The sequence below is a fragment of the Paraburkholderia graminis C4D1M genome (genome assembly GCF_000172415.1).
Classification (GTDB): Bacteria; Pseudomonadota; Gammaproteobacteria; order Burkholderiales; family Burkholderiaceae; genus Paraburkholderia; species Paraburkholderia graminis.
This window is the reverse complement of sequence record NZ_ABLD01000006.1, coordinates 329,237-348,125: the sequence shown is the minus strand read 5'-3', so window position 1 is coordinate 348,125 and position 18,889 is coordinate 329,237. Positions and strand designations below refer to the sequence as shown.

The following is an 18,889-nucleotide window of genomic DNA, read 5'->3' as shown; positions in this document are numbered from 1 at the left end:
AACCTGATGACAAGATTGCCTGTGAGAATCGCTCAAGTCGCACCTCTCTACGAAAGCGTTCCGCCTTTCGCCTACGGCGCCACCGAGCGCGTGGTGTCCTACCTGACTGAAGAACTCGTTCGACGAGGCCACGAACTCACGCTATTCGCCACGGCGGATTCGCGCACCGCCGCGCGGCTCGTGCCGATCTGCGAGCGGGGACTATGGCGCGATAGCGCCGTCTGGGACACGCTCACGCATCATGTGCGGCAGCTCGCGCGCGTCGCGGATCTCGCGCATGAATTCGACGTCGTGCATTTTCACGGCGATCCGCTGCACTTTCCGCTCGCGCGGTCGCTGCCATGCAAGTCGCTCACCACATTGCACGGGCAATTGCTGCCGGTGGATCACGGACCTCTGTTTCGCGAATTCGCGTCGGCGCCGCTCGTGTCGATCTCCGACGATCAGCGCAAGCCCGTGCCTTTCGCCAATTGGCAAGCGACCATCCATCACGGCCTGCCGCGCGACGAATTCGAATTCGAGCCGCGTGCGGGCTCATATCTGCTCTTTCTTGGCCGCATCATGCCCGGCAAGCGGCCCGATCTCGCCGTCGAAATTGCAAGGCGCGCGGAGCTGCCGTTGAAGATGGCCGGCAAGGTTCACCCCGGCGAGCGCGAGTACTTCACGGAGCAAATCGAACCGCTGCTCGAACGTTCGCGCGGCTTCACCGACTATCTCGGCGAAGTGGGCGGCACGTTGCGCAAGGAACTGATCGCGAATGCGCGCGCGCTGATCTTTCCGGTCGAATGGGCCGAGCCGTTCGGCATGGTGATGATCGAGGCGATGGCATGCGGCACGCCGGTCATTGCATTCGGACGCGGCGCGGTGCCCGAGGTGCTGGAGCACGGCGTCAGCGGCTTTATCGTCGATAACGTGGAAGAGGCCGTGCAGGCAGTCGCGCGCATCGGCGAGCTGGATCGCGCGCAATGCCGCCGCGCTTTCGACGCGCGCTTCACGGCCGCGCGCATGGCCGACGACTATCTGCGCGTGTACGAGCGCATCGTCGCGGGCACGCGCGCGGCCGTGCCGGCGTCGGACAGCGATGCCGACGCACAGCAGGTATGCGGTTAGCCGCGTCGCGGACGCAAACCGCGGCCCTAAAGCACGGGCCGCGGCATTGCCATTAGCCGACGTTCACCTCAATCCGCCGTGGCCGCGCTTCTTCGCGCCGCGGAATGACGAGCTTCAGCACGCCATCCTGCAGGTTCGCTTCGATCTTCGACGTGTCGAATTCCGGACTCAGCGTGAACGAGCGCGAGAAATGCGGCGCGCGGATTTCCGCGTGTTGCAGACGCAGGCCGGCGCGCGTCGGCACACTCGCTTCCGCCTCGATGTGCAGATTGCCGTCGTGCACACGCACTTCCAGCTTCTCTTTCGACACACCCGGCAGATCCGCCCACAGCGTCACGCCATGCGCGTTCTCGATCACGTCGACGGGCGGCGTAAGCGTCGTGCGCGGCTCGGCCGGTTCGCGCTCGCCGCGCGCGACGGGCTGCTGCTCCTTCTGAACTACATCGGTCGTATCGTTCATGATTCCCTCCATCATCGGTATCGGTGAGATCACTGAATGGCGATTGCGCGAGGCTTGGACGATTCGCGCTTGCCGACGCTAATCGACAGGCAGCCGTTCGTATAGCGGGCTTCCACCTTGTCGGGATCGGCCTGCTGCGGCAATTCGATCACGCGGCGAAATGACCCGGTGAAACGCTCCTGCGCGTATTGACGGGTCGACTCGTCCGCCTCCGGCGCGATGGATTTGCGCTCGCCGGCAATCGTCAGCAAGCCCTTGTCGATCGACACGTCGAGTTGCGACGGATCGATGCCCGGCGCGAACGCGACGATCTCAATGGAATCGTCGGTGGTGCCGATATTGATTTGCGGAAAAGCCGCGAGGCGGCTCGAGCGGATGCTCGAAGGAAAACCGCCGAACAGCGCCGACATCTGCTGCTGCAGACGGTCGAACTGGCTGAACAGGTCGGTCGCGAAGTAAAGGTCGCTCATGATCGTTTCCTCCTCGGTAGTACCGGGGCGAGGAGAGGACGGCACTGCACACTGCACTCCGCCTGCCCGCAGCCCCTGACAGACAAATCGAACACGCAGCGCATTGCAGAAACGGCGCGTCTGCATGATCGCAACTCACTGAACGACTTCTAAAATAAATCCACGCGCAACGATTTCAAGACCCCTCGCGCAAATTTCCGGGCTTGAAAAATAGCGGCGCAGCCGCATAGTTGTGCGAGATCAAAAAGTGTCGGAGAAAAGGCATGGAATTCGATTCAGACTGGCTCACTCTTGGTCGTCACCGCGTGTCCCTGCGCTCGCCAAGAGGATTTCCCACCGAGGGAATGCGAACCGCCGTCGACGTGATACGGATTGCGATAGAGAACAACATGAGCGCCCGCGCGCGCCTCGTCGATGTTGCGGTGCGAGAAGAGAAAACCTACGACGTCTCGGTCGGAACGACCTTCGCGGAAGACCGGTTATGCGCTCCGCAACTGGAAGCCGCGATTGCCACCGTGCTCGGCTTGCTGCCCTCGCAAGTGCGCATCTTCGTGACCGTCGTGACGCAAGAAGAAGTGGACCTGCACTTCGGCGTGTACGAGCGGATGCTGGCCGAAAAAATCAGCGGATTGCCGCCGATCCGGCGCGGCACAGAAGACGCTCTACGCGATATGCGCAGCCAGTCGCGCGTCGACGCGTCGCCGGTAGACAGAAGCCAGGTCCGGTGGCCGCTAGAGACCAGCCTTAAGATTTCCTTCAGCATCGCGCGATAAATTCAAACGATAGATTCAAAGCAACGTCTGTCACCACGCGATACCGGCGAGCCAGCCTCGCCGTACATCAATAAAAATAGTGAGAGAACCCATGCCGAAGGCAAAAACAGCCGGCGCCGCCGCGGCGAATGCACGTCTTGCGTACGTGCTCGAACTCGCGCGCGGGTCTTCGCATATCAGCAGCACATTGAGTCGCGAAAGCGAACGGCGCGCGATTGCGGAAACGCTGACCGAGTTCTGCCAACTGTACGGCGAAAAGGAAGCGGCCGTCTTCCAGAAGCTCCTCGCAGACGAACTGCGGCAACGCGGCAAACGCGACGCCGCCGCCGCGGTCGCTCAGTTCCGATTCGCGTGCAATACCTTTGGACGCTGACAGGCCGCGTGCGGTCCCGCTAGTCGTCGAAGCCGCGCAGCATCGCGCTCAATTCGTCGATGCTATACGGCTTGCGAAGCGCTCCCCAGCGAAACGGCAAGGTGTCGACCGCGGGCATCTCGTGGCCGGACGCAAAGATAACCCGTAGCGTGGGCCGCAATTGCGTGGCGCGTTGCGCCAACTCGAGCCCCGGCATGACAGGCATCGACAGATCGGTGATGAGCACGTCGAATGGTTGCGCTTCAAGCAGGCGCAACGCCTCCTGCGGCGAACCGGTGACAACCGGATCGTGGCCGACGAGCTTCAGCAATTCGCCGATTGCCTCGGACGTGTCGATGTCGTCGTCGACCAGCAGCAGGCGCAGACTCGTCTCGCCGCCGGCCGGCTGCTGCGTTTCGTGGCCGCGGCTGCTGCTATTGCTGTTGCTATTGCTGTTGCTATTGCTGTTCATGTGCGCATTGCTAACGCTGTTGGTATTGGTGTTGGTAGTGCGCACGAGCGGCGCAACGCCGAGTATCTGCCGGATCTTGTACGCCAGTTGTTCGCGGCTATACGGCTTGCTCAGCAACTCGACGCCGGGGTCGAGCCGCCCGCCGTGCACAATCGCGTTTTGCGTATAGCCCGATGTAAAAAGCACCTTCAGACGCGGCAACATCTGCACTGCCTGCGCGACCATCGCCGGACTGCGCAGCGGGCCGGGCATCACCACGTCGGTAAACAGCAGGTCGATATGCACGCCGCTGCGCACCACGGCGAGAGCCTGCTCGGCGTCGTTCGCCTTCAGGACGCTGTAGCCCAGACCGGAGAGCGTATCGACCACAGTAGATTGCACGTCCTTGTCGTCTTCCACGACGAGGATCGTCTCCGTTCCGCCGAGCAGCGTGACCGGCTGCGAAACCGGCGCCTCAACCGCTTCTTCCATCGAACGCGGCAGATAGATCTTGACCGTCGTGCCGTGTCCGACCTCGCTGTAAATCCGGATGTGACCGCCGCTCTGCTTCACGAAGCCGTAGGCCATGCTCAGACCCAGGCCCGTGCCCTCGCCTTCCGGCTTGGTCGTGAAGAATGGATCGAACGCGCGCTGCACGACTTCGGGCGGCATGCCCGTGCCGCTATCGGTCACGGCGAGCATCACGTACTGGCCTGCGGGCACGTCGGGAAAACCCGCGACGTAATGGTCGTCGAGCATCGCGTTCGACACTTCCATGGTCAGCTTGCCGCCCTCCTTCATCGCGTCGCGCGCATTGATCGCGAGATTGAGGATCACGTTCTCCATTTGATGCACGTCGACGAGCGTATTCCACAGGCCGCCCGCCACCACCGTTTCGATCTCGACGGTCTCGCCGAGCGCGCGGCGCAGCAGGTCGTCCATGCCGCGAATCGCGGAAGCGAGATTGATGACGATCGGCCGCAACGGCTGCTGACGCCCGAACGCGAGCAGTTGCGACGCGAGCTTCGCGCCGCGCTCCACGGCGTCGATCGCCTTGTCGAGACGCTCACGAGTCCAGCCGTCGCGCTTATGGCGGCTTTCCAGCAGTTCGAGGTTGCCGCGCAAAATCTGCATGACGTTGTTGAAGTCGTGCGCGACGCCGCCCGTCAGCTTGCCGATCGCTTCCATCTTCTGCGACTGCACGAGTGCGACGCGGGTCTCTTCGAGCAAACGCGTCGCTTCCATTCGCTCGGTGATGTCGCGCGTGATCTTCGCGAAGCCGACCAGCGTGCCGTTGTGGCGGATCGCGTCGATCACCACATGCGCCCAGAAACGCGAGCCGTTCTTGCGCACGCGCCAGCCTTCCGATTCGAAGCGGCCGTCGCGGGCGGCGGCTTCCAGGCCGCGCTGCGGCAGTCCGCGCGCGGCATCTTCCGGTGTATAGAAGCGCGAAAAATGCGAGCCGATGATCTCATTCGCCGCATAGCCCTTGATGCGGTGCGCGCCCGAATTCCAGTTCGTCACGCGGCCTTCCGGCGACAGCATGAAGATCGCGTAATCCGTCACGCCGTCGACGAGCAGCCGGAAACGCCGCTCGCTTTCGAGCACCGCGTCATGCACCGCTTTCTTGTCGGTCATATCGCGCACGATCTCGCCGAAGCCGAGCAGCGCGCCGTCGGACGAACGCAGCGCCGTGAGCACGACGCTCGCCCAGAACGCCTTGCCGTCCTTGCGTAGCCGCCAGCTTTCACCCTCGAAGCGGCCTTCGCGGCGCGCCGTGGCGAGCGCCGTTTGCGGCAGACCTTTGGCGCGCTGCTCGGCGCTATAGAAGATGTCGAGCGGCTGACCGAGCACTTCTTCTTCGCTATAGCCGTGAATGGCTTCTCCGCCCGGATTCCACGAGCGAATGCGGCCGTCTTCCGACAGGCCGATCACCGCATAGTCGCGCAAAGACTGAAGCCATATATTCGCCCAGTTCTGAACGATGTCATCCGGCTCGTATGCATGCGCCATCAAGCTGCTCCTGGACAATAGGCCGAGGACCTGGTCTGCGATTCAATGCGCCGGAGACGGCGCACCCCGTGTTCTTGTACTGGTTTTCTGTTCTTTCGCACATAAAGCAGCGGCAAGCCGGGGCTCTGCGGCCTCATGCGCATCGCAACATTTTATTAGCGAACGCCGGCGATATGAAGCGCTCTCGCCGCTCATTAAAGTAAGACGGGCGCGACTTCTGTAAGCGTTTGAAAGCGCCGCCGGCGCGGGCTCGCGCGAGGTACAGCGATTGCTAGCCAGTCGCAAACGTCCCCACCATCACGCCACCTCGCGCAAGCATGCACACAGGCCAAGCATCTCGACGCCGGCTGGACACCCCTGCTGGAAAGCGGCGGCATGCCTCGTGGCTGCTGCGGATCGCCGCGCTTTGCTGCTGCAGCGCAACGTCGAATGCACGGGCCACGCCCGCCCATGATGCGCTCAGCCCGGCAGGCGTGCAGGCGTCGCACATCTTCACGCTCTGGACGCTGACGCTCACGGTCTGCTCGCTCGTTTTCGCGGCCGTGCTGATCGCGCTGCTCGTCGCAATGGCGCGCGCGCCGCGCGTGAGCCGCGATGCGAACCCCGACCTGGGCCCGCTCGAGCGTCCGGAGAAACGCGTGCGCCGCGTGGTCGGCGCGGCGTCGATTGCGTCGGTCGTACTGCTGTTCGGTCTGCTCGTCGCCGACATCGCGACCGATCGCGCGCTGTCGCGATTGCCCGTCGCGGACGCCGTCCATCTGGAGATGACCGGGCACCAGTGGTGGTGGGAAGCGCGTTACGCGGACGACACGCGCGGCGGCGGATTCGCCGTTGCCAACGAATTGCACATTCCGGTGGGACGGCCGGTGGTGATCTCGCTGAAGGCCGACGACGTGATCCACACGTTCTGGGTGCCGAACCTGCACGGCAAGAAGGACATGATACCGGGCCGCGAATCGACGATCGAGTTCCGGGCGGACCGCGCCGGCACCTACCGCGGGCAATGCGCCGAATTCTGCGGCCTCGAACATGCGTTGATGGCGTTCACCGTGGTCGCCGAGCCGCCCGCCCAGTACGACGCGTGGCTCGCGCGTCAGCGGGCGCCCGCGCCGCAGCCGGCCAACGCATTGCAGGCACAGGGCGAGCGCCTCTTCACGACCGGCAACTGCGCGGGCTGCCACACCGTGCGCGGCACCTCCGCGCACGGCGTGCTCGGGCCCGACCTCACGCACGTCATGAGCCGCCCGATGCTCGGCGCCGGCACGTTCGAAAACACGCCTGCAAACCTGGCGTCGTGGATCAGGGCGCCCGGCAGCATGAAGCCCGGCACGACGATGCCGGCGAGCCAGTTATCCGCGCAGGACCTCGATGCGCTTGTAGCATGGATGAGAACCCTTCAATGAGCGAACGTCATTCCACTTCCGCGCGCCCGATCGAGCATCTGGTGGACGGCCCCGCTGCCGGACAGCAGATCACCGAGGCACTCGCGCGCACCTGGAGCGATCCGCCCGGCTGGCTCGGCCGGCTATCGGCGATCAATCACAAGACCGTGGCGCGGCGCTTTGTCATCACCACGTTCGTGTTCTTCCTGCTTGCCGGCCTGCTTGCGCTTGCGATGCGCCTGCAACTCGCACGGCCCGGCAATCGCCTCGTCGGCCCGGAGCTGTACAACCAGCTCTTCACGATTCACGGCACGACGATGATGTTTCTGTTCGCCGTGCCGGTCATGCAGGCCGTCGCCGGCTGGCTCGTACCGTTGATGATCGGCGCGCGCAGCGTCGCCTTTCCGCGGATGAACGCCTACGCGTACTGGGTCTTCCTGTTCGGCGGCGCGACGCTGTATGTAGCGTTTCTGCTCGGCGCCGGCCCCGACGCCGGCTGGTTCAGTTACGTGCCGCTCGCCGGACCCGACTATTCGACCGGCAAAGGCGTCGACATCTGGGCGCAGATGATCACTTTCACCGAACTTTCCGGCCTGCTCGAAGCGGTGGTGCTCATCACCACCATCTTCAAGATGCGCGCGCCGGGCATGTCGCTCAACCGCATGCCGCTTTTCGTGTGGGCCACGCTGATCACGCAATTCATGGTGCTGTTCGCGATGCCCGCCGTGATGCTCAGCAGTACCGCGCTGATTCTGGACCGTCTCGTCGGCACGCATTTCTACAACGCGGCGCGCGGCGGCGACGTATTGTTGTGGCAGCACCTGTTCTGGTTCTTCGGCCATCCCGAGGTGTACCTGATCTTTATTCCGCCGCTCGGCTTTCTATCGTCGATCATTCCGACGTTCGCGCGCCGCCCAATTTTCGGCTATCCGGCGATGGTGCTCGCGCTCATCACCACTGCATTTCTCGCGTTCGGGCTGTGGGTGCATCACATGTTCGCGACGAGCATTCCCGCGCTCGGCAAGAGCTTTTTTACCGCGGCGAGCCTGATGATCGCCATTCCCTCCGGCGTGCAGATCTTCTGCTGGATCGCGACGCTCTGGACAGGGCGCATCAATCTGAAGACTCCCCTGTGGTTCGCGCTCGGCTTCTTCTTCATTCTCGTACTCGGCGGAATGACGGGCGTGATGCTTGGCTCGGTATCGCTCGATCTGCAGGTGCACGACACGTACTTCGTCGTCGCGCATCTGCATTACGTGCTGCTTGGCGGCGCGGTGTTTCCGCTCTTCGGCGCGTTCTATTACTGGTTTCCGAAAGCGACCGGCCGAATGCTGAACGAGACGCTCGGACGCCTGCAATTCTGGCTCTTTTTTATCGGCTTTAACGTCACGTTCTTTCCGATGCACATCCTCGGTCTGCACGGCATGCCGCGGCGCGTGTGGACGTATCCGCATGCAATGGGCTGGGACGGCCTGAACATGACGGCGACGATCGGCGCGATAACGATCGCAGTGAGCGTACTGATTTTTATCGTCAATGTGCTCCGTAGCTATCGGCATGGTGCAATTGCGGGCGCCGATCCGTGGGGCGCGGGCACGCTCGAGTGGAGCACCGCGAGCCCGCCGCCGCCGCATAATTTCGACGCGTTGCCGGTGGTTCACGGACGCGATCCGCTGTGGGAACCAGGCGCGCAGCCGACGCATGTCAGCGGGCTCGCGGCCGAGTCGCGCGAAGTGCTGTCCACCACTGCACTCGATGCATTGCCCGACCTGCGCTTGCTGTTTCCGTCGCCGTCGATCTGGCCGTTTATCAGCGCGGTGGCGACCACGGTGCTGTTCATCGGCTCGATCTTTTCGCCGTGGGCCGTGGTGTGGGGCTCGGTGCCCGTGATCGTCGCGATGATCGGCTGGTTCTGGCCGAATCGTGGGCAAAACCGGCGCGCGCTTCAGTTGGAGCAACGGCCATGACGGAGTTGCGCAAAGTGCCCGGCAATGCGGCGTTGGACCAACAGGGCGCCGCGCCTGCGTTGATGCTGGACGTGCGTCATTTGCCGAGCTTCGGCTTCGGACATCGCAGCCTGATGTGGTGGGGCACCGTATGCCTGATGCTGATAGAAGGCACCGTGTTCGCCATCGCGGCAATGGCGTACTTCTATCTGCGCAGCCTCACCGCGCACTGGCCGCTCGACGCGGCGCCGCCCGCGCTGCTGTGGGGCAGCGTGAACACGGCGGTACTGTTGCTGAGCATGTGGCCGAATCAACTCGCGAAGCGCGCCGCCGACTGCGAGCAGCGCGGCCGCGCGCGGCTGTGGCTCGCGGTGTGTCTGCTGTTCGCCGTCGTGTTCCTCGTGATTCGCGGCTTCGAATTCGCGGCGCTCAACGTGAGCTGGTATGCGAACGCGTATGGCTCCGTCGTGTGGCTGCTGCTCGGTCTGCACACCACTCACCTGATTACCGACGCCGTCGACACCGCGGTCCTCGCCGTGCTGTTATTCACCGGACCATTCGAAGGAAAGCGTTTCGTCGATGTCAGCGAGAACGCGCTGTACTGGTACTTCGTCGTACTGAGCTGGTTGCCGATCTATGCGGTGATCTATCTTGCTCCCCGGTTGTGATGGAGGTTGCCATGCGAACCTGGCTCGCGCTCCTTGGTGCGCCCTCCGCGGTACTCGCCGCGCTGAGCGCCGACTATGCGCTCGTCACGCCCTCGTGCGCGTGGCGCACGCTCTTGCCCTTGGGCAGCGTGACCGGCAGTGCGCTGCTGTTCTCGATCGTCGCCACGCTGCTTGCGTGGCATCGCTGGCGCGAGGCCGGCATGGTTGCGCCGGCGAGCGCGCCGGCCCTGCCTGCGCGGCCCGCGATGATGGCTTGCGCGGCCACATGGGTCGGCATGCTTTCGACGCTCGCGCTCGTCGCAATGTGGATACCGCAATGGCTTATTTCTCCGTGCGTGCAATGAACAATCCGCTCCGTTGTCTGCTTGCCTGCGCCGCGCTCTGCGCTTCTGCCGAGGTAAAAGCGCATGTGCTGAGCGCTGCCGAACGCAGTGCGCCGCCTGTGCTGCGCTGGACGTTCGAGCCGTGGGTCGTCGCCTTGCTGATCGTGAGTCTTGCTTTGTATGTGGCCGGCTATCGGCGTCTGCGCGCGCGCAGCAAACGCGGCCGCGAGATTCGCGCGCGTCAGCTAGGCGCATTCGTGCTCGGATGGCTCATGCTCGTCGCCGCGCTCGATTCGCCACTCGATGCGTTGAGCGCCGCGCTCTTCTCCGCGCACATGGTTCAGCACGAATTGATGATGATCGTCGCCGCGCCGCTGCTCGTGCTCAGCAGGCCGCTCGCGGTATGGCTATGGGCCTTTCCTCCCGCCGCGCGTCACCGGATAGCGGCGGCGGTTCGCACGCCGGCGTTGCGCGGACTCTGGCGAACGCTGTGCGCGCCGGCCGTCGCGTGGATGCTGCATGCCGCCGCGTTGTGGGCCTGGCATATGCCGCGTCTGTTCGAAGCGGCGCTTGCGTCGTCCGCTATTCACACGCTTCAACATGCGAGTTTTCTGCTGAGCGCACTATTGTTCTGGTGGGTCGTTTTCGGCGAAGGCACGCGGCGCGATCAGAGCGGCTATGCGATGCTGTCGCTCTTCACGACGATGGTTCACACCGGCGCGCTCGGCGCATTGCTCACGCTCGCGCCGGGACTTTGGTATCCCGCGTATATCGAGCCCACGTCGGTGCTCGGTTTCGATCCGTTGCAGGATCAACAACTCGGCGGACTCGTGATGTGGGTGCCCGGCGGTCTCGCCTATCTGATCGCGGCGCTTGCGACCGGCGCGCGCTGGCTGATGCATCGCGCGCCCGCGACGCTGATGCCGAACGCGCTGCCCGCACACAGAGACAGCAATTCATGATGCGGCGCTTCAGCTATTGGGCGCTGGGCGCTGCCGCGATGCTGTGCGTGCTTGGCGTGCTGCATGTCTCGCCGCAACAGCGCGCATGCGCGCAGCAATCGCAAGCCGCGGATGCCGCGCTTGTCGCGCGCGGCGACTATCTCGCGAAAGCATCCGATTGCGCGGGATGCCATACCGCGGTCGGCGGACCAGCGTACGGCGGCGGCCTCGGATTGACCTCGCCCTTCGGCACGATCGTCAGCAGCAATATCTCGCCGGACAAGCGCTATGGGATCGGCGCATTCAGCTATGAAGACTTCGCGCGCTCCGTGCGAGAAGGCGTGTCGCCAGGCAATAAGCGCCTCTATCCCGCGATGCCGTATGCGTCGTTTTCCAAAATGTCCGACGACGACATGCGCGCGCTTTACGCGTATTTCATGCATGGCGTGAAGCCAGTCCCTGAACCCGCGCCGCCGACGAAAGTCCCGTTCCCCTTCAATCAGCGCTGGGTGCTGTACTTCTGGCAACAGCTTTTCGCTCCAAAAGAACCGTTTCGGCCGAAGCCGGGACGCGACGCGCAATGGAATCGCGGCGCGTTTCTCGTGCAAGGCCCTGGCCATTGCGGCGCATGTCACACGCCTCGCGGCCTGGGCTTCCAGGAACGCGGCTACGACGAAACGTCGTCTACTTATCTGAGTGGTGGAGTCAACGACAACTGGTTTGCGCCGAATCTCACTGGCGATCCCGGCTCGGGGCTCGGGCGCATCGGCGAAAAAGATCTCGCCGCGTTTCTGAAGACGGGCCACGGTGCGGGCCTCGCGGCATTCGGCTCGATGGTCGAGCAGGTCGAAGACAGCACGCAGTATCTGACGGACGACGACGCGCTCGCGATGGCGCACTATCTGAAATCGCTGCCCGCGCAAAAACCTTCCGGACGCTACGATCCGCATGCTCAGCCCGACTTGCCGACGCGCAACGGCAATCGCGTCGATGCGCCGCAATCGGTCGGCGCACGCGTCTATGTTTCGTTCTGCGCACAATGTCACGGCGCGGAAGGCGCCGGCGTGCCGAATGTGTTTCCGCGCCTCGCGGGCAATCCGTCGGTGATCACCGAAGACACGACCTCGCTGATCCGCTTGATGGTGGAAGGCGGCAACAGTCCCGCGACGATCGGCGGGCCGCCGCGCCAGGCCATGCCCGGCTTCGCTCAAACGCTCACGAACGCACAAATGGCAAGCGTGCTTTCATGGATTCGCAGTTCATGGGGCAACGACGCGCGGCCCGTCACCGCGAACGACATTCAATCGCTACGCGAAAAATTGCATAAGTAGCGCGGCGTGTGTCGTGCCGCGCGATGCCGTCGCGTTTGTGACGCGTCACGCGTCGCGCATCGTTTCCTTGCGCTGATTGTCGGGCGCCTGTCCGCCGAGGCGCTTTTCGTAGCAGCATGCGTCGGCCTTGCCCACATACGGTCCATACGGCGCAATGCGCTGGAAACCATGCTTTTCATAGAAGTCGATGGCGCGGCGATTGTTCAGGTGCGTGCCGAGCCACAGCGCCTGATAACCGAGTTGCGCCGCTTCTTTCTCGAGTCGCGCGAGGATTGCACTGCCCACGCCATCGGCGCCCGGACGCGCATACAGGCGCTTGATTTCGGCGATATGCTCGCCCAGCGGACGAAATGCGCCGCAGCCAAGCGGAGTCGCCGAATCGCTTCGCGCCACCAGAAAGCGCGAGCAATCGAGCGTCACGTCGCGAATGGAAAAGCGGTTCTGTCCGCTGTCGCCGGTGAACACGGCGAGCGTCGCACTCAGTTCGTCGAGCAGCGTCTGTGCGTCCATCGAGGCGGGGTCCTCGCGATTGATAACGATTGTGGGAAACATCATGGGCGTCGCCTCCTTTACCGTCGCGTGTGGTTGCGCCCAACAGAAACAGCAATCGCTGTACCGATCTGCGAAGCGACGCGCCGATGCTTCCGCGGCCTCGGCAAAAAAAATGGCCCGCCAACTGGCGGGCCGAACCGAACAAACAACCATGGCGTCCCGGTGAAGGGACCATCGTGTGGAGCAATCCGCGTGCCGCTTCGAGTACCTGCACGCGCAACGGGTATCGCACTTGCTTGCAGAGAAGTGATCGGTCCATGCCCTGAATGAGAGAGGACAAAAATGAATATTCCCCGCAGCGTGGTTGGATTTCTGTCGTCGCGCGGTCTCGTGATCGCGACCGCCGAATCGTGTACCGGCGGTCTGATTGCATCGCTGATCGCAGACGTGCCGGGCAGCGGCGCGTGCCTCGACATGGGATTCGTCGTCTATTCGCCATCGGGCAAATGCGGTGTGCTCAACGTGCAGGCGCAGACGATCGAAGAGCACGGCCTGACCAGCGAGGAAGTCGCCCGCGAGATGGCCACCGGCGTGCTTGCGCTCGAAGCGTGCTCGGCGCATATTGCCGTTGCCAATACGGGAATTGCAGGGCCGCCGCCGAAAGGCACGGATCTCGCGCCGGGCACGCAATGCTTCGCGTGGCGCTACAAGCGCCGCGACGGCGAATACATGTTCAGCGAGACTCGCGTGTTCGACGGCGACCGTACGACCATCAGGCAGAACGCCGCGCTTTATGCACTGTCGCGGATCGAGCATTATTTCAATCAGTTGCCGAACGCGAGGCGCCGCGGACCATGACGCGATCATTTTTCAATCTCTACAGTCACGATTTCGCGCGTGTCGCGGTCGCGGTTCCTGTGTGCCGCGTCGCCGACCCGCAATTCAACGCCCAGGAAACGCTGCGGCTCGCGCGGGAAGCCGCGCAAAAGTGTGCGTTGCTCGTGGTGTTTCCCGAGTTGGGCATCTCCGCTTATACATGCGACGACCTCTTCCATCAGCGCGCGTTGCTCGATGCATGCGAAGCGGCAATCGGCGACATCGTTGCGGCGTCCACGAACATTCCCGCGGTACTCGTGATCGGCGCACCGCTGAAGATCGAGCATAAGCTCTTTAATTGCGCACTGGTCATTTCAAACGGCAAGCTATGCGGCGTCGTGCCGAAGAGTTATTTGCCGAACTATGGCGAGTTTTACGAGGCAAGGCAGTTCAGCGCAGCGGAGAATGCATCGTCCACCGAAGTAATGTTGTGCGGACAGCAGGCGCCGTTTAGCGCATCGCTGCTATTCGACGTTCCCGGCGCGCCGCTCTTTCGCTTTCACATTGAAATATGCGAGGACGTATGGGTTCCCGTGCCGCCTTCGTCGTTCGCCGCGCTGGCGGGCGCGACCGTGCTCGTGAACCTGTCTGCGTCGAACATCGTGATCGGCAAGTCGGGCTATCGTCATCAACTGGTTGGGCAGCAATCCGCGCGATGCCTGTCCGCGTATCTGTATTCGTCGGCGGGGCGCGGCGAATCCACCACCGACCTTGCATGGGACGGCCAGGCGCTGATCTACGAAAACGGCGAACTGCTGGCGGAATCCGAGCGTTTTCTCGATACGTCGCACATCATTTTCGGCGACGTCGATCTCGAACGGCTGTCGCGCGAACGAATGCGGCAGACGACGTTCGGCCAATCGACGCGCCGCCATGCAGACGAAGTCCGCAAATTCCAGGTGGTCAGCGTGCCGGCTTCGCTGCCGGACGCAGAGCATCTTCCGCTCATGCGCGCGATCAACCGCTTCCCTTATGTGCCGTCCAATCCCGCGACGCGCGACGAACGCTGCGCCGAGGTGTACAACATACAGGTGCAGGGACTGCTTCAGCGGCTCGGCGCGGCCAACATTTCGAAAGTCGTGATCGGCGTTTCGGGCGGGCTCGATTCGACTCAGGCACTGCTCGTCTGCGCGAAAGCGATGGACAGGTTGAAACTGCCGCGTTCGCATATCCTCGGCTATACGATGCCGGGCTTTGCGACCAGCAGCCGCACGCTCCAGCAGGCGAAAGATCTGATGCAGGCCGTGGGCTGCTCGATGCAGGAAATCGACATACGTCCAAGCTGCATGCAAATGCTGAAGGACCTGAATCATCCATTCGCGACCGGCGAAGAACAGTACGACGTCACATTCGAAAACGTTCAGGCCGGCGAGCGCACCAGCCATCTTTTCAGGCTCGCCAATTTTCATCACGCCATCGTGATTGGCACCGGCGATCTCAGCGAACTGGCGCTCGGATGGTGCACGTATGGCGTCGGCGATCACATGTCGCACTACAGCGTGAATGCGAGCGTGCCGAAGACGCTCATCACACATCTTGTCCGTTGGGTCGCGGAATCGGGTCAGGTAGGCGACGCGGGTTCGCGCGTGCTCGAACAGATTCTCGCGACCGAGATCAGCCCGGAACTGGTGCCCGGAAAAGTCGAGAAGGTGATCGATCAGAAAACCGAAAGCACTATCGGTCCATATGAATTGCAGGACTTCAACCTGTACTATCTGTTGCGTTTCGGCTTTGCTCCGTCGAAAGTGGCGTTTCTCTCGCAAAGCGCGTGGGCCGACCGGGAGCATGGCGTCTGGCCTGCGGGCCGGAATGTCGCGCGCAATCAGTACACGCTGGCCGACATTAAACGCAATCTGGCCATTTTCGCCGAGCGCTTTTTTCACACGAGTCAGTTCAAGCGCTCGTGCATTCCCAATGCACCCAAAGTCGGCTCCGGCGGTTCACTGTCGCCACGCGGCGATTGGCGCGCGCCGAGCGATAGCGAGGCAACCGTCTGGCTGCGGGACATAGAAACAATTCCGGACTAACCTGGCTAACACGGGGTTGCAGGTACGGAGAATGCGGTATGTCGCGCATCCGCGAGCGCCCGCATGCCGATGTTGCGCATGCCGACAATCCCCAATACCGACGCCTGGCGCCGCGTCATTCTGGAGAACTGCCATGCCCGATAGCAATTCCTCGATGTCGCCCACCATCACCTCAATGATCCGGCTGGATCATATGCATGTACTCACCGCGTTCCATCGCTATCATCCGGACACCGCGTGGTGGCGCAAGCGCGCAATTGTGAATTCAGTGTGTGCCGCGCTTGAAATTCACGCGCAGTTGGAAGAAGAGATCTTTTACCCGGCGCTGGGCGGCGTACTCAGCGAAGATCAGACGCTCGAAAAGAGCCGCCCGGAACACGACGAAATGCGCGCGACGATTGCGAAGCTGCGCGCGACCGGTCCCGAGGACGCAGCCTACGACGGTCTCTTTCAGCAACTGATGCGCGAAGTCATGCACCATGTGGCCGATGAGGAAACTGTACTGCTGCCCACCGCCGAACGCGCGTTGAAGGACGAGCTGCGTTCGCTTGGCGCGAAGATGACGCGCCGCAGACTCCAGCTTCTCGGCGAACGTCCGCGCGAAATCGCGGTGAATACGGCGGGCACGTTCCCGGTCGCCACTTTCTTGCTTGGCTCGTTGCTCGTGATCGGCGCGACGCATTGCCTGCCGAAATCGCGCAGAACTCGGTACGCCGATTAAGCGCCAATTAAGCGCTGATTACGCACTTACGATCAGCCGGGCTGTAGGAAGCCCGGCTGATTTGTCACGCCGAAGCCTGCGCGCCCGGTTTATCCACAATCCTCACCGGAATAGACTTCGCCCCTGGCACCTTGCTCTCTTCCGCGTAATGCCACAGCGGCAATAGCGGATTGCACTCGGGGTAATAGCCGGCGATACAGCCGCGCGGAATGTCGTACGCCTTCACGGCAAAACCGCTTACGCGCCGGTCGAAGCCGTCGTCGGCGATGGTCTGCAAGCCGATCTTGTCGCCTTCGGAAAGACCGCTCGCCGCCATATCGTCCGGATTCATCAGCACAACCATGCGGCTGCCTTGCACGCCGCGAAAGCGGTCGTCGAGACCGTAGATCGTCGTATTGAACTGGCTGTCGGAGCGCAGCGTCATGAGCCGCAGCGCGTCCGGTTCACGCTCGGGCATGTCGGGGTCTTCGCCCAGCGCCTTGGGCACGAGGAACTCCGCCTTGCCGCTCTTCGTTTTCCATTGCCGCTGGCTGGCCGGCAAAGGTTTGTGAAATCCGCCGGGCGTCCACATGCGCTGATTGAAATCGTGGAAAATCTCCGGGTACGTCTTCGCTATTTCGTCGCGCACCACCGAGTAATCGTCTCGCCACGCATCCCAATCGACGTTGAAACGCGTGCCCAGCGTCGCTTTTGCGATGCCGGCGACAATGTACGGCTCCGAGCGAATGTTCTCACTTGCTGGCTCGGCCACGCCATGCGAGCCATGCATGCAGGCGGTGCTGTCTTCCATCGAAACAGCTTGCTCGCCGCTCGCCTGCCGGTCGATTTCAATGCGGCTCAGGCACGGCAGAATGTACGAAATCTCGCCGTGCACGAGATGGCTGCGGTTGAGCTTCGTCGCAACGTTCACGTTCAGACGCAAACCGCGCCATGCGGGTTCAATGCGCAAACGGTCGGGTACTGAACGCACGAGATTGCCGCCGAGATTGAACACGCCTTTAACCTCGCCTTTAAGCATTGCCTCGAATGCCTCGACGGTATTCAGGCCTTTTTTGCGCGGCGGTTCGAACGAGAACTGACTGGCCAGTTTGTCGAGCGGCGCGAGTTCCGGTTTCTCCGTGATGCCGACGGTGCGCTGCCCCTGCACGTTCGAATGCCCACGCACCGGAGAAGGCCCGGCTCCCGGCTTGCCGATATTGCCGCGCAGAAAGAGCAGGTTGCATACCATGCGCACGTTCTGCACACCGAGTCGGTGCTGCGTGAGTCCCATGCCGTAATGAATCATCACGGCGTTGGCTTTCATGTATTCGTTTGCCGCAGCTTCTATCGCCTCGCGCGGCAAGCCGCTCACTTTCTCGATGTCCGCCCACGACGCCTCGCGCGCATAGTTCGCGAATGCTTCATAGCCGGTTGTGTGCTCGCGAATGAAGTCGACGTCGATGACGCGCGGCCGCGCCTGTTCGATGGCGAGATCGTCGGCGGCAATGACCGCCTTGCAGATGCCGAGAATCGCCGCAGTATCGCCGCCCGTCTTGAGCTGATGATATTGCGTGCTGATCTGCGTATTGTCGGGCGTCAGCATCTGCACCGGCGATTGCGGATTGGCAAAGCGCACGAGGCCCGGCTCACGAAGCGGATTGAACGTGATGATAGGTACGCCGCGTTTGCGCGCATCCTGTAACTGGTGAAGCATGCGCGGACTATTGGTGCCGACATTCTGGCCGAAGAAGAACATCAGATCGGTCTTCTCGAAGTCCTCGAGCGTAATCGTGCCGACGCCTACGCCGATCGCTTCCTTCAAGCCGACGCTGGTGCTCTCGTGACACATGTTCGAGCTGTCCGGCAGATTGTTGGTCCCATACATGCGCGCGAAAAGCTGGTACATGTATGAGGTTTCGAGCGATGCGCGGCCCGACGCGTAAAAGACCACGCTGTCCGGATCGAGCTGATTCAACTCGCGGCCAATTTCGTCGAATGCCTGTTGCCATTCGACCTGCACGTACTTGTCGGTGGCCGGATCGTAGCGCAACGGCGCGGTGAGGCGCCCTGCTTCTTCCAGATCATGATCGTGCCATGACAACAGTTCAGTTACGGTGTGAAGCTGAAAGAACTCGGGCGTCATCCGCTTCGATGTGAGGTCCCACGCCGTCGCCTTCGCACCGCTTTCGCAAAACTCGAACACGTGCGGGTCGGCCGGTTTCGCCCACGAACAGCTTACGCACATGAAGCCGTCCGGTTTGTTCTGCTTGCGCAGCGCTGCGCTGTCTTTGACGCTCACATGCTCCTGCGCCAGGATGGTCGTGACCGCTTTCAACGACCCCCAGCCGCCGGATGCATACGGGTAGTCTCGTGTGGTATCGCTCTCTTTCATCATCGTCTCCGCGCGATCGTCAATGTACAGGCGGTGAGCAAAGCATGTACCCGTGCCGCGCAATGAGCACTGCTGCTGACAATAGGGTTACAAGGCGGGTTACAAGGCGGGTTACAAGGCGGGTTACACGGCGCGTTACAAGGCTCTGCCGCGTGCCCGTTCGCACTGCCGCATCCATTCAA

General features: G+C 62.6%; 16 protein-coding genes and 1 pseudogene. 12 read left to right on the top strand and 5 right to left on the bottom strand.

Annotated elements, in window-relative coordinates; translation table 11 throughout:
* Positions 1 to 21: 21 nt before the first annotated feature.
* On the top strand, positions 22 to 1,110 hold the full coding sequence (locus tag BGRAMDRAFT_RS13825; protein WP_044021066.1) for a glycosyltransferase family 4 protein: 1,089 nt from the start codon (positions 22 to 24) through the stop codon (positions 1,108 to 1,110).
* Between the two features lie 52 nt (positions 1,111 to 1,162).
* Here the strand turns inward: BGRAMDRAFT_RS13825 and BGRAMDRAFT_RS13820 are convergent, their stop codons facing one another.
* Complete coding sequence (locus tag BGRAMDRAFT_RS13820; RefSeq protein WP_006049374.1) at positions 1,163 to 1,570, bottom strand: Hsp20/alpha crystallin family protein; 408 nt, start codon at positions 1,568 to 1,570, stop codon at positions 1,163 to 1,165.
* 29 nt (positions 1,571 to 1,599) lie between these two features.
* Positions 1,600 to 2,040 carry an Hsp20/alpha crystallin family protein gene (locus BGRAMDRAFT_RS13815; protein ID WP_006049373.1) on the bottom strand — a complete coding sequence of 147 codons (441 nt, stop codon included), beginning with the start codon at positions 2,038 to 2,040 and terminating at the stop codon, positions 1,600 to 1,602.
* 263 nt (positions 2,041 to 2,303) lie between these two features.
* On the opposite strand from BGRAMDRAFT_RS13815, the pseudogene BGRAMDRAFT_RS13810 reads away from it, so the two are divergent.
* Positions 2,304 to 2,684: pseudogene (locus BGRAMDRAFT_RS13810) on the top strand (hypothetical protein); the annotation flags it as partial.
* Between the two features lie 220 nt (positions 2,685 to 2,904).
* Positions 2,905 to 3,186 carry a hypothetical protein gene (locus BGRAMDRAFT_RS13805; RefSeq protein ID WP_006049371.1) on the top strand — a complete coding sequence of 94 codons (282 nt, stop codon included), beginning with the start codon at positions 2,905 to 2,907 and terminating at the stop codon, positions 3,184 to 3,186.
* Between the two features lie 19 nt (positions 3,187 to 3,205).
* Here BGRAMDRAFT_RS13805 and BGRAMDRAFT_RS13800 read toward each other — a convergent pair whose 3' ends face one another.
* Positions 3,206 to 5,629, bottom strand: a complete 2,424-nt coding sequence (locus tag BGRAMDRAFT_RS13800) for a hybrid sensor histidine kinase/response regulator (protein WP_006049370.1) — start codon at positions 5,627 to 5,629, stop codon at positions 3,206 to 3,208.
* Positions 5,630 to 5,946: 317 nt separating this feature from the next.
* On the opposite strand from BGRAMDRAFT_RS13800, the gene coxB reads away from it, so the two are divergent.
* Genes coxB through BGRAMDRAFT_RS13770 form a run of 6 tightly spaced genes read left to right on the top strand, consistent with a single transcriptional unit; the run spans position 5,947 to position 12,220 of the window.
* Positions 5,947 to 7,032, top strand: a complete 1,086-nt coding sequence (coxB, locus tag BGRAMDRAFT_RS13795) for a cytochrome c oxidase subunit II (RefSeq protein ID WP_083803820.1) — start codon at positions 5,947 to 5,949, stop codon at positions 7,030 to 7,032.
* Positions 7,029 to 8,978, top strand: coding sequence for a cytochrome c oxidase subunit I (ctaD, locus tag BGRAMDRAFT_RS13790; RefSeq protein WP_006049368.1), 1,950 nt, complete (start codon positions 7,029 to 7,031; stop codon positions 8,976 to 8,978). Before coxB ends, ctaD begins: the two co-directional genes overlap by 4 nt.
* Positions 8,975 to 9,625, top strand: a complete 651-nt coding sequence (locus BGRAMDRAFT_RS13785) for a cytochrome c oxidase subunit 3 (protein WP_006049367.1) — start codon at positions 8,975 to 8,977, stop codon at positions 9,623 to 9,625. The genes ctaD and BGRAMDRAFT_RS13785 overlap by 4 nt, the downstream gene beginning before the upstream one ends.
* A gap of 11 nt (positions 9,626 to 9,636) precedes the next feature.
* A complete protein-coding gene (locus BGRAMDRAFT_RS13780) occupies positions 9,637 to 9,969 on the top strand; it encodes a hypothetical protein (RefSeq protein WP_006049366.1) in 333 nt (110 codons plus the stop codon).
* A complete protein-coding gene (locus tag BGRAMDRAFT_RS13775) occupies positions 9,942 to 10,910 on the top strand; it encodes a cytochrome c oxidase assembly protein (RefSeq protein ID WP_006049365.1) in 969 nt (322 codons plus the stop codon). Before BGRAMDRAFT_RS13780 ends, BGRAMDRAFT_RS13775 begins: the two co-directional genes overlap by 28 nt.
* On the top strand, positions 10,907 to 12,220 hold the full coding sequence (locus BGRAMDRAFT_RS13770) for a c-type cytochrome (RefSeq protein ID WP_006049364.1): 1,314 nt from the start codon (positions 10,907 to 10,909) through the stop codon (positions 12,218 to 12,220). Before BGRAMDRAFT_RS13775 ends, BGRAMDRAFT_RS13770 begins: the two co-directional genes overlap by 4 nt.
* A 45-nt stretch (positions 12,221 to 12,265) precedes the next feature.
* Here BGRAMDRAFT_RS13770 and BGRAMDRAFT_RS13765 read toward each other — a convergent pair whose 3' ends face one another.
* The gene (locus tag BGRAMDRAFT_RS13765) at positions 12,266 to 12,775 is read right to left on the bottom strand and encodes a GNAT family N-acetyltransferase (RefSeq protein ID WP_006049363.1); all 510 of its coding nucleotides are present in this window, start codon (positions 12,773 to 12,775) and stop codon (positions 12,266 to 12,268) included.
* Between the two features lie 279 nt (positions 12,776 to 13,054).
* On the opposite strand from BGRAMDRAFT_RS13765, the gene BGRAMDRAFT_RS13760 reads away from it, so the two are divergent.
* The 3 genes from BGRAMDRAFT_RS13760 to BGRAMDRAFT_RS13750 all read left to right on the top strand — a co-directional run bounded on the left by BGRAMDRAFT_RS13760 (position 13,055) and on the right by BGRAMDRAFT_RS13750 (position 16,336).
* Positions 13,055 to 13,570, top strand: coding sequence for a CinA family protein (locus tag BGRAMDRAFT_RS13760; protein ID WP_006049362.1), 516 nt, complete (start codon positions 13,055 to 13,057; stop codon positions 13,568 to 13,570).
* Complete coding sequence (locus tag BGRAMDRAFT_RS13755; RefSeq protein ID WP_006049361.1) at positions 13,567 to 15,615, top strand: NAD(+) synthase; 2,049 nt, start codon at positions 13,567 to 13,569, stop codon at positions 15,613 to 15,615. Before BGRAMDRAFT_RS13760 ends, BGRAMDRAFT_RS13755 begins: the two co-directional genes overlap by 4 nt.
* Positions 15,616 to 15,748: 133 nt before the next feature.
* Positions 15,749 to 16,336 carry a hemerythrin domain-containing protein gene (locus BGRAMDRAFT_RS13750; protein WP_006049360.1) on the top strand — a complete coding sequence of 196 codons (588 nt, stop codon included), beginning with the start codon at positions 15,749 to 15,751 and terminating at the stop codon, positions 16,334 to 16,336.
* 64 nt (positions 16,337 to 16,400) lie between these two features.
* On the opposite strand, the gene BGRAMDRAFT_RS13745 is transcribed toward BGRAMDRAFT_RS13750, so the two are convergent.
* On the bottom strand, positions 16,401 to 18,707 hold the full coding sequence (locus tag BGRAMDRAFT_RS13745; protein WP_006049359.1) for an FdhF/YdeP family oxidoreductase: 2,307 nt from the start codon (positions 18,705 to 18,707) through the stop codon (positions 16,401 to 16,403).
* Between the last annotated feature and the right edge of the window lie 182 nt (positions 18,708 to 18,889).

Bases quoted from the DNA above. Each gene is read 5' to 3' on its own strand.
- BGRAMDRAFT_RS13770 (WP_006049364.1), top strand. From the start codon at position 10,907: ATGATGCGGCGCTTCAGCTATTGGGCGCTGGGCGCTGCCGCGATGCTG.
- ctaD (WP_006049368.1), top strand. From the start codon at position 7,029: ATGAGCGAACGTCATTCCACTTCCGCGCGCCCGATCGAGCATCTGGTG.
- BGRAMDRAFT_RS13760 (WP_006049362.1), top strand. From the start codon at position 13,055: ATGAATATTCCCCGCAGCGTGGTTGGATTTCTGTCGTCGCGCGGTCTC.
- BGRAMDRAFT_RS13805 (WP_006049371.1), top strand. From the start codon at position 2,905: ATGCCGAAGGCAAAAACAGCCGGCGCCGCCGCGGCGAATGCACGTCTT.
- BGRAMDRAFT_RS13780 (WP_006049366.1), top strand. From the start codon at position 9,637: ATGCGAACCTGGCTCGCGCTCCTTGGTGCGCCCTCCGCGGTACTCGCC.
- BGRAMDRAFT_RS13775 (WP_006049365.1), top strand. From the start codon at position 9,942: ATGGCTTATTTCTCCGTGCGTGCAATGAACAATCCGCTCCGTTGTCTG.
- BGRAMDRAFT_RS13785 (WP_006049367.1), top strand. From the start codon at position 8,975: ATGACGGAGTTGCGCAAAGTGCCCGGCAATGCGGCGTTGGACCAACAG.
- BGRAMDRAFT_RS13750 (WP_006049360.1), top strand. From the start codon at position 15,749: ATGCCCGATAGCAATTCCTCGATGTCGCCCACCATCACCTCAATGATC.
- BGRAMDRAFT_RS13745 (WP_006049359.1), bottom strand. From the start codon at position 18,707: ATGAAAGAGAGCGATACCACACGAGACTACCCGTATGCATCCGGCGGC.
- coxB (WP_083803820.1), top strand. From the start codon at position 5,947: ATGCACACAGGCCAAGCATCTCGACGCCGGCTGGACACCCCTGCTGGA.
- BGRAMDRAFT_RS13820 (WP_006049374.1), bottom strand. From the start codon at position 1,570: ATGAACGATACGACCGATGTAGTTCAGAAGGAGCAGCAGCCCGTCGCG.
- BGRAMDRAFT_RS13800 (WP_006049370.1), bottom strand. From the start codon at position 5,629: ATGGCGCATGCATACGAGCCGGATGACATCGTTCAGAACTGGGCGAAT.
- BGRAMDRAFT_RS13765 (WP_006049363.1), bottom strand. From the start codon at position 12,775: ATGATGTTTCCCACAATCGTTATCAATCGCGAGGACCCCGCCTCGATG.
- BGRAMDRAFT_RS13815 (WP_006049373.1), bottom strand. From the start codon at position 2,040: ATGAGCGACCTTTACTTCGCGACCGACCTGTTCAGCCAGTTCGACCGT.
- BGRAMDRAFT_RS13755 (WP_006049361.1), top strand. From the start codon at position 13,567: ATGACGCGATCATTTTTCAATCTCTACAGTCACGATTTCGCGCGTGTC.